Source organism: Gaiella sp. (genome assembly GCF_035558935.1).
In the GTDB taxonomy this organism is placed as follows: Bacteria; Actinomycetota; Thermoleophilia; order Gaiellales; family Gaiellaceae; genus Gaiella.
In genome coordinates, this window is record NZ_DATMBZ010000172.1 from 1 (window position 1) to 7,607 (window position 7,607).

Here is a 7,607-nt window from a genome sequence, read left to right on the forward strand (position 1 = left end):
GTCGACCTGCCGAAGGTTCCCGAGCAGCTGAGGCCCGGTTCCAGGTACGTCGACCACGCGGATCGCCGCGGGCGTGATCTTCTTGGCGTGGACGAGCGCGCCGAGTCGGTCGAGACGGTCGTCGGCGATCGTCGCCATGCCGACGTTCGGCTTGTCGGTTACCGACGCGTACGCCGTGATCTCGGCGCCCGCGTGCGTCAGCGCGTTGAACAGCGTCGTCTTACCGCTGTTGGGAAGCCCGACGATCCCGACCTCGAGCGCCATCGGGGGGTCAGGGTAGTCGTCGCGACGGGAACCCCTAGCGGGACTGGAACCCCGGCTGCGAGCCCTTCGTGTAGCGCTTGAGGTAGACGATGCGTGGCACTGCGACCGTGATGCGGCCGTCCTCGGTGTCGAGCTCGACCGTGCCGCCGGCACCGGCCGACACGGCCCGCTCGGCCGCGTCCGCGGCCTCGGGGGACACCATCGCGGCGATGATCTGCCCGCCGTCGAAAGCGAGCTCGATGCGGATCGAATCGTCAGACAGGGCACACCACCTCGGTCAGGACGCCGTGCACGGCGTCGGGATGGACGAACGCAACCTCGAGCCCGAAGAGCCCGTGCCGCGGTTCGTGGTCGATCAGCTCGACACCCTTGCGCGCGAGGTCGGCGAGCGCCGCGCGGACGTCGTCGACCTCGTACGCGACGTGATGCATGCCGGGCCCGCGGTTCGCCAGGAAACGGCCGACGGGCGTGTCGTCGCCGGTCGGGGCGAGCAACTCGATGCGGTCCGGGCCGACGAGGACGGAGGCGGCCTCGACGCCCTGCTCCTCCACGCGCTCGCGGTGCTCGACCGTCGCGCCGAACAGCTCCGCGTACGTGGAGACCGCCTCGTCGAGATCGGCCACGGCGAAGCCGAGATGATGGACCCCCCGGACGCTCACGCCGCGATCGTACTCGGACGGTTTCGCGACGGGACGAGCACCTCGTCCACGAGCCCGTACTCGACTGCCTCGGCCGGCGTCATGAAGCGGTCACGGTCGATGTCGTCGAGCACCTGCTCGGGCTCGCGGCCCGAGTGGCGCGCGATGATCTCGGCCATCTGACGCGTCGTCGACTCGACTTCCCGCGCCGCGATGCTCACGTCCGTCGGCGCGCCGCGGAAGCCCGCAGAGCCCTGGTGGATCATGAGCTTCGCGTTCGGCAGCGCGAACCGCTTTCCCGGCGCGCCCGCCGCGACGATCATCGCGGCCGCCGACATCCCCATTCCGAAGCAGATCGTCGAGACGTCCGGGCGGACGTGCTGCATCGCGTCGTAGATCGCGAGGCCGGCGTACACCTCCCCTCCGGGTGAGTTGACGTAGAGCGAGATGTCCTTCTCGGGATCCTCGGCCTCGAGGAAGAGAAGCTGGCCGACGATCAGGTTCGCGAGCTCGTCGTCGACCGGACGGCCGAGGAACACGATCCGCTCCCGGAGGAGGCGCGAGTAGAGGTCGAACGCGCGCTCGGCGCGGCCGTCGGCCTCGAGCACGGTCGGGATCAGCGGCATGTCGGGCTCCTTCGCTAACGTGCAACCTTGGAGTTGCACACTCTACGCAACTTGGAGGTTGCGCATGGAGGTCACGCGAACGGTCGTCCTGCCCGTCACCCGCGACGAGGCGTGGGAGGCGCTGACCGAGCCGGAGCGGCTGCGCGAGTGGTTTGCGAACGACGTCGAGCTCGACGTCAGACCCGGCGGCGAGGGCATGTTTCGGTGGGACAACGGTGAGTCGCGCCGCGCCGTCGTGGACGAGGTCGCCGAGGGCGAGCGGCTCGTGCTGCGCTGGGAGGACGACAGCCGCGTCGAGCTCGAGCTGGACGACGCGCCCGCGGGGACGCGCGTTCTCGTTCGCGAGACCTCGCCCGACTGGGGCGTCGCGCTCGAGCTCGAGGCGAGCGCCGCATGGGCGATCGCGTAGAGGCGGTCTTCACCGCGCTCGCCGACCCGAGCCGCCGCTTCCTGGTCGAGCGGCTGGCGGCCGGCGGAAACGCGACGCCGACGGAGCTCGCCGGCGAGCTCCCTGTGAGTCGTCAGGCCGTGGCAAAGCACCTCGCCTCGCTCGAGGCGGCCGGGCTCGTCCACGGAACGCGGATCGGCCGGAACACGGTGTACCGGCTCGACCCCGCCCCACTCCTCGCGGCGACGGACTGGATCGCCCGGGTCGGAGCGGAATGGGATCAGCGTCTCGCGGCCCTCGCCGCCTACGTGAGCCGGGAGGACGAGCCCGTCGCGCCGGAGCCGGGCGGGCGAGGCCCGACCCGGCCGGGGCGCGTCTGAAGGGGGGGCCTAGGTCGCGACCGGATGGTGCCCGGTGTGACCGAGGTGCGAGGCGTGCCTGAGCGTCGCGCCCACCCAGAGCACGACGATCCCGAGCACGAGCAGCGAGAGCATGGTGAGCGAGCCCGTCACGATGGCGAGGATCGCGAGCACGCCGGTCACCGCGCCGACGGCGGAGAGCAGCTTGACGGAGGTGGTCGCCTCGCGGCCGGCAGCCAGCTCGTCGGAGGCCGCGCCGAGCCCGCACGTCACGGCGCCGAGCAGCGTGACGGCGACCGCAGCCCATCGGTTGCTCGAGCCGATCAGCCACACGTCCCACGACTGGTGCGCCGCGAAGAAGACGAGCACCGCGAAGGCGGTCAGTAGCGTCGCGGCTCCGTCCTTCCAGGTCAGTCTCATCCCGTCACCTCCTTTCGCCTCGAGCGTCGCAGGACGGCGGCAGGCGAACATCGGGGCCGCCGCTGAAGCGCGGCGCGCACTTTCCCGCAGGACGTGAGGCGCTCTACGGGGACCCGACGACGTCTGCGCTCAGGGTGAACCGCACGCCCCCCTCGCGCCACCGGGCGAGCGCCGCAGCGGTGCGCTCCTCGGAGAGACCGCGCGAGGCGTCCTCGACGAAGGCGACGCGGTACCCCCGTGCGAGGAGGCCGGTGATCGCCGCGTCGTTGCAGACGTCCGTTGCGACGCCGAACACGATCACCTCGCTCGGCGCGAGTGCCGCGACGAGCGCCTCGACGTTCGGGTTCGAGAACGCGCTGTAGGTCTTCTTCAGCACGAGCAGCTCGCGGTGCCCCTCGACGAGACTCGCGACGAGGCCCGGCGGGTAGGGCGTGAGGGAGACCGGAAGCGGATCGCGCTGGGCCGTCTCGGCAATTCTCGCGGCGCCAGGCGTGCCGCGCAGACAGTGCGGGGGGTAGGTCGACTCGAAGTCCGGGTCGTTCGATATCTCAGGGTCGGTCAGCTCGTGGTCGTCGGCGGTTGCGAGGTGCGTGATGCCGTGTTCGGACGCCCAGCGGACGAGGCGGGCCATCGCCGGGACGGCCTCCTCGGCTCCGGGGACAGGAAGCTTCGCGTCCGCGTGGACGAAGTCGACCTGCGTGTCGACGTCCCAGAGGAGCTGCCCGCTCATCCGGCCACGCTCGCGGCGGTCGGGCGCACGGTGTACACCCACCCTTCACGCCAGTCGAACGGCGCGTCGACGACCTCCTCGAGCGGCTTCCCGTCGAGCAGGTGATCGAAGGCCCAGCGGGTCGCAGTGTGGCCGATGACGAGCACTCGGCGCCGCGTGGCGCTCGTGACGAGCTCGTCGAGGAGCTCGCCCACGCGTGCCGTCGCGTCGCGGTAGCTCTCCCCACCGGGAAACGGCACGTCGACCCGCTCGAGTCTCTCGCGCGCGACGGCGTCGACGGGCGCTCCGTTCAGGTCGCCGTAGTCGAGCTCCCGGAGGCGCCAGTCGAGTGTCACGCGTAGCGTTGTCCCGCCGAAGGCGATCTCGGAAGTCTCGACCGCCCGTGCGAGGTCGGAGCAGAGCACCTCGTCGATCCGGTCGTTGCGCCGGCGCGTGCCGAGCTCGGCCGCGAGCCCGCGGCCTCGTGCCGAGAGCGAGCCGCCCAGCCAGCCCGTCGCGATCCCACGCTCGTTGTCCGTCGTCAGCGCGTGGGTCTCGAAGACGAGCTCGACGACGCCCGTCACTCGACGAGCTCCAGACGCTCGTTCGGTCGGAAGCGCCGCCCGATCTTCGCCGTGGGACGCCCGTCCGTCATCACGATGTCGCCGGTGAAGTCGTTCTCGCCCCGGATCAGCGACGAGCCGACGCCGTAAGCGTCGACGGGCACGCCAAGACGCTCGAACGACTCGATCTTCTCGACCGTGAAGCCGCCCGACGCGACGATCCGGACGCGCTCGAAACCGTCTTCGTCGAGCGCCGCGCGCACCTTGCGTACGAGTCGCTCGTTGACGCCGCGTGGATCGAAGTCGCCCATCTCCTCCCAGAGCGCACGATCGACGAGCTGGCTCGACGTGTCGAGGCGCACCCCCCACAGCCGAGGCCCCAGCGCCCGGGCGACGTCGAGCGCGGTCCGCACCGAGTCGTTGTCGTAGTCGACCAGCACCGTGATGCGGAAGTCCTCGGGAGCCCAATCCGCGAACTTCGTGGCGGCGAGAACGGTGTTGCCGCCGTACGCCGCGATCAGCGAGTGCGGCACGGTCCCGACGCCGCGCCCGCCCCACCAGGACGCCTGCGCGTCGGAGGTGACGCCGATCTCCGTGCCGAGCACCGCGCCCGCGACGTACGCCGCGTAGCCGTCACCCGTCTGGACGCGGTGGTGGTCGTGGCGGGCGGGCATGAAGATGATCGGCTTGCCGTCGGCAGCCTCGAGGACGCGTGCGGTGTTCGTCGCGATCAGGGTGCGGCGCGCGAGGGTCCCGAGCACCACGGTCTCGAGGTGCGCGAACGTGGTGTAGTCGCCCTCTATCGTCATGACGGTCTCCCACGGCTCGACCCGGTCGCCGTCCCGCAGCGCATGGACGGTCAGCCCCGACCAGTCGTAGGAGCAGAGCTCGAGGATCGCGATCGCCTCGTCCATGCCTCCGAGCATCGCCTGCCGCTTCTGGAAGACCTGCATCACCACACGGGGACGGCGGCCGTCGTAGAGCAGCGCCGCGCGCGTGTGGTTGAAGTACGCGTCGCTGTAGTAGCCGTCGCGCATCTTCTCGACGGGGAGGTCGAAGATCTCGGGGTCGAGCCGCGTCCGGCGAGAACGTGGCCGGGCGACCGTCATGCGGCGGCGCGCTCTGCCTCGAGCACCGCCTGGAGCGCCGCCTCGGCGACCTCGAGCTGCTCCGCGCTCGGCTCGCTCGTCGACAGCCGGCGCTGGAGCTCGGTGCCGGGGCGGGCGAGAGCGCGCGAAAGCCGGCTCTCCCGATGCCTGCTCATCCAGCCGAAGACCTCCACCGCGGCGCCCACGGCGCCGATCGCGCCGACGATCCTCGCGGTCGTGCGATGCCGCGCCGGGGCGAGCTCGGCGGCAGCTCCGGCGAGCGCCGTGGCGATCGTGAGCGGACCGACGAGATGTGAGCCGCACCGCTCGTGCTCCTTCGGCGCCCGCTCACCCGTCTCGTAGGTTCCGATCGAGACGTGCTCTGCGCCGTGGTACGACGTGAGCTGTTCGCCGCGCAGCGCGACGAGCGCCGGAACGAGCGACGCGAGGACGACGGCCGCCTCGCGCGGGACGAGCGGCAGGGACGAGCGTCGCACGAGCGTCGCACTGGTCGAGGCGGCGACCAACGCGACGGCGACCGCCGGACGCTCGAAGGGGAGGCGTGCCTCCGGGAGACCACGCTTCATCGCGGGGAGGACGGCGAACGCTTCCGCCAGGCGCAGCGACCCCCTGACGACCGGCACGGAGCCGCCGATGCCGAACGTCGGCTTGAGCCCGGATGCCGTCTTGATCGTGCCGTCCGGCAGGCGGACGGCCGCACCCCACGTCTTGGGCCCGTGGACGAGCACCCCGTTCTGCAGTGCCATCCCGCCGAGCCGGAGCTTTTCCATGCCATGAGCGTAGCGAGGCGTCGGTGGGTGACGTCCGTCCCCGCACCGGTGTGATCCGTCAACCCGCGGCAAGGCGGCGCAACGCCCGCTGCAGCTCGTCGGCCGCATCGCGGCTCGCGTAGCGACGCTCGTCGACGGAGATCACCGGCATCACCTCGCGTACGGACGACGACGTGAAGGCCTCGTCGGCCGTGAGGAGCCGCTCGAGCGGAAAGGCGCCCGTCTCGACGCGGTAGCCGAGCGCCTCCGCGAGATCGATGAGTGCCGCGCGGGTCTCGCCGGCGAGGATGCCGAGCTCGAGCTCGGGCGTCACGAGTGCTCGCCCCTCCCGCCACCAAACGTTCGTGACCGTCCCCTCGAGCACCGTTCCGTCGAGGTCGACGAGCACGGCGTCGTGCGCTCCACGCCGGTGCGCTTCCGCTTCGGCGGCGACGTGCGTCGCGTAGCTGACGGACTTCGTCCCCGGCAGGAGCCACGGCGCGGATCGCCGTGGGAACGCAAGCGAGACCAGGCGTTGGCCCCCCGCGCGCAGCTCCTCGATCCAGGGCGGGATGGGCGACACCAGGACGATCGCGGTCGGCGCCCCGTCCGGCGGCCCGGGCGTCCAGTAGAGACGGAGCGAGGCATCGCGCCTGCCGCTCGTCGCGAGCGCGGCCCGGACGAGCTCCCCGAGCTCCTCGAGATCGGGCGCGGGCAGGTCGAGGCGCGCGGCCGACCCCTCCAGGCGCGCAAGGTGCTCGTCGAGCCGAAACGGCCGGCCGGCGTACACCCGCAGCGTCTCGAACGCCGCCCGGCCGCGCGCGAAGCCCTCGTCCGTCGCAGCGACGACGGCGTGCGAAGGATCCACGACGCCGAGCCCGGACACGGCCGCTGCGAGCGGACGCTCGCTCACCGCTCGCCGCCTGCGAGGGCGTTCCCCGTCCGAGGGCGGGGCCGGTCGACGTGGGACCGCTCGAGCGGTGCGCCGATCGCCGCGAGCAACGGCTCCGCCTTGACGAGCGACTCCTCCACCTCACCGTGCGGGTCAGAGTCCCAGACGATCCCGCCGCCGACCCACAGGTGGATGCTCCCGTCCGCGATCGCGAACGTGCGGATCGTCAGCACCAGGTCGAGGTCGCCGTTGCCGTAGACGCGGCCGAGCGCCCCCATCGACGCGCCACGGCCCACCGGCTCGAGCGCGGCGATCAGGTCGACCGCCGCGATCTTCGGCGCACCCGTCACCGATCCGCCCGGAAACGTCGCGCCGAGGATCTCGGCGAGGCCCGCGTCCGGGCGGAGCTCGCCCTCCACGGTCGAGACCAGGTGCTCCACGCCGGCGAGCGGCTCGGCGACCATCAGCTCCGGCCACCGGACGCTCCCGGGAACGCAGATGCGCGAGAGGTCGTTCCGCTCGAGGTCGACGATCATCACGTGCTCGGCGGCGTCCTTGCGCGACGCCACGAGGTCGTCCCGTTCGCCGAGCGGCCGCGTCCCCTTGATCGGCCGCGTCCACACTCGCTGTCCCCGCCGCGAGAGGAACAGCTCGGGTGACGCCGAGACGATCGCCCAACCCTCGGCCTCGAAGAGGCGCCAGTCGCCGTCGCCGAACACCGCGTCGTTCGGTTGTGTCAGAGGAGCGAGCCGGGCGGCGAGCGCGGCCGCGGAACCCGCGAAACGGGCCGAGAGGTGTTGGACGAGGTTGACCTGGTAGACGTCACCTGCGGCGATCGCTGCGCGCACGCTGTCCACCGCAGCGGCGTGCTCGCGTCCGGTCCACGTCCG

13 protein-coding genes are annotated in these 7,607 nt (G+C 71.8%); 2 read left to right on the plus strand and 11 right to left on the minus strand.

From position 1 onward, the window contains the following. The 4 genes from VNM44_RS16125 to VNM44_RS16140 all read right to left on the minus strand — a co-directional run. Window positions 1–264 (minus strand): GTPase (locus VNM44_RS16125; RefSeq protein WP_325627161.1); only part of this gene is annotated, 264 nt, incomplete at its 3' end. Between the two features lie 34 nt (window positions 265–298). After that, window positions 299–466, minus strand: coding sequence for a hypothetical protein (locus VNM44_RS16130; RefSeq protein ID WP_325627163.1), 168 nt, complete (start codon window positions 464–466; stop codon window positions 299–301). A 52-nt stretch (window positions 467–518) separates the two neighbouring features. Continuing rightward, window positions 519–923 carry a methylmalonyl-CoA epimerase gene (gene mce, locus VNM44_RS16135; RefSeq protein WP_325627165.1) on the minus strand — a complete coding sequence of 135 codons (405 nt, stop codon included), beginning with the start codon at window positions 921–923 and terminating at the stop codon, window positions 519–521. Next, window positions 920–1,522, minus strand: a complete 603-nt coding sequence (locus VNM44_RS16140; protein WP_349258060.1) for an ATP-dependent Clp protease proteolytic subunit — start codon at window positions 1,520–1,522, stop codon at window positions 920–922. The genes mce and VNM44_RS16140 overlap by 4 nt, the downstream gene beginning before the upstream one ends. Before the next feature lie 70 nt (window positions 1,523–1,592). Here VNM44_RS16140 and VNM44_RS16145 point away from each other — a divergent pair, with 70 nt between their 5' ends. After that, window positions 1,593–1,937: an SRPBCC domain-containing protein gene (locus tag VNM44_RS16145; protein WP_325627169.1), complete on the plus strand. Its 345-nt coding sequence runs from the start codon at window positions 1,593–1,595 to the stop codon at window positions 1,935–1,937. Continuing rightward, on the plus strand, window positions 1,922–2,296 hold the full coding sequence (locus VNM44_RS16150) for a metalloregulator ArsR/SmtB family transcription factor (RefSeq protein ID WP_325627171.1): 375 nt from the start codon (window positions 1,922–1,924) through the stop codon (window positions 2,294–2,296). Before VNM44_RS16145 ends, VNM44_RS16150 begins: the two co-directional genes overlap by 16 nt. A 9-nt stretch (window positions 2,297–2,305) precedes the next feature. Here the strand turns inward: VNM44_RS16150 and VNM44_RS16155 are convergent, their stop codons facing one another. The 7 genes from VNM44_RS16155 to VNM44_RS16185 all read right to left on the minus strand — a co-directional run. Next, window positions 2,306–2,695: a hypothetical protein gene (locus VNM44_RS16155; protein WP_325627173.1), complete on the minus strand. Its 390-nt coding sequence runs from the start codon at window positions 2,693–2,695 to the stop codon at window positions 2,306–2,308. A gap of 103 nt (window positions 2,696–2,798) precedes the next feature. Continuing rightward, the gene (locus VNM44_RS16160) at window positions 2,799–3,425 is read right to left on the minus strand and encodes an isochorismatase family cysteine hydrolase (RefSeq protein WP_325627175.1); all 627 of its coding nucleotides are present in this window, start codon (window positions 3,423–3,425) and stop codon (window positions 2,799–2,801) included. Further along, entirely contained in the window at window positions 3,422–3,988 is a 567-nt protein-coding gene (locus tag VNM44_RS16165) for a histidine phosphatase family protein (protein ID WP_325627177.1), read from the minus strand. Before VNM44_RS16165 ends, VNM44_RS16160 begins: the two co-directional genes overlap by 4 nt. Then, window positions 3,985–5,076 carry a hypothetical protein gene (locus tag VNM44_RS16170; protein ID WP_325627179.1) on the minus strand — a complete coding sequence of 364 codons (1,092 nt, stop codon included), beginning with the start codon at window positions 5,074–5,076 and terminating at the stop codon, window positions 3,985–3,987. Before VNM44_RS16170 ends, VNM44_RS16165 begins: the two co-directional genes overlap by 4 nt. After that, window positions 5,073–5,846, minus strand: a complete 774-nt coding sequence (locus VNM44_RS16175) for a DUF1385 domain-containing protein (protein WP_325627181.1) — start codon at window positions 5,844–5,846, stop codon at window positions 5,073–5,075. Before VNM44_RS16175 ends, VNM44_RS16170 begins: the two co-directional genes overlap by 4 nt. A 58-nt stretch (window positions 5,847–5,904) precedes the next feature. Then, window positions 5,905–6,738 carry an aminotransferase class IV gene (locus VNM44_RS16180; RefSeq protein ID WP_325627183.1) on the minus strand — a complete coding sequence of 278 codons (834 nt, stop codon included), beginning with the start codon at window positions 6,736–6,738 and terminating at the stop codon, window positions 5,905–5,907. Next, the coding region (locus VNM44_RS16185; RefSeq protein WP_325627185.1) for an anthranilate synthase component I family protein at window positions 6,735–7,607 on the minus strand (873 nt) is incomplete at its 5' end. The genes VNM44_RS16185 and VNM44_RS16180, both read right to left, overlap by 4 nt.

Excerpts from the sequence above, each read along its gene's own strand:
- VNM44_RS16130 (WP_325627163.1), bottom strand. The coding sequence starts at position 466 with ATGGTGTCCCCCGAGGCCGCGGACGCGGCCGAGCGGGCCGTGTCGGCC.
- VNM44_RS16145 (WP_325627169.1), top strand. The coding sequence starts at position 1,593 with ATGGAGGTCACGCGAACGGTCGTCCTGCCCGTCACCCGCGACGAGGCG.
- VNM44_RS16150 (WP_325627171.1), top strand. The coding sequence starts at position 1,922 with ATGGGCGATCGCGTAGAGGCGGTCTTCACCGCGCTCGCCGACCCGAGC.
- VNM44_RS16155 (WP_325627173.1), bottom strand. The coding sequence starts at position 2,695 with ATGAGACTGACCTGGAAGGACGGAGCCGCGACGCTACTGACCGCCTTC.
- VNM44_RS16160 (WP_325627175.1), bottom strand. The coding sequence starts at position 3,425 with ATGAGCGGGCAGCTCCTCTGGGACGTCGACACGCAGGTCGACTTCGTC.
- VNM44_RS16170 (WP_325627179.1), bottom strand. The coding sequence starts at position 5,076 with ATGACGGTCGCCCGGCCACGTTCTCGCCGGACGCGGCTCGACCCCGAG.
- VNM44_RS16175 (WP_325627181.1), bottom strand. The coding sequence starts at position 5,846 with ATGGAAAAGCTCCGGCTCGGCGGGATGGCACTGCAGAACGGGGTGCTC.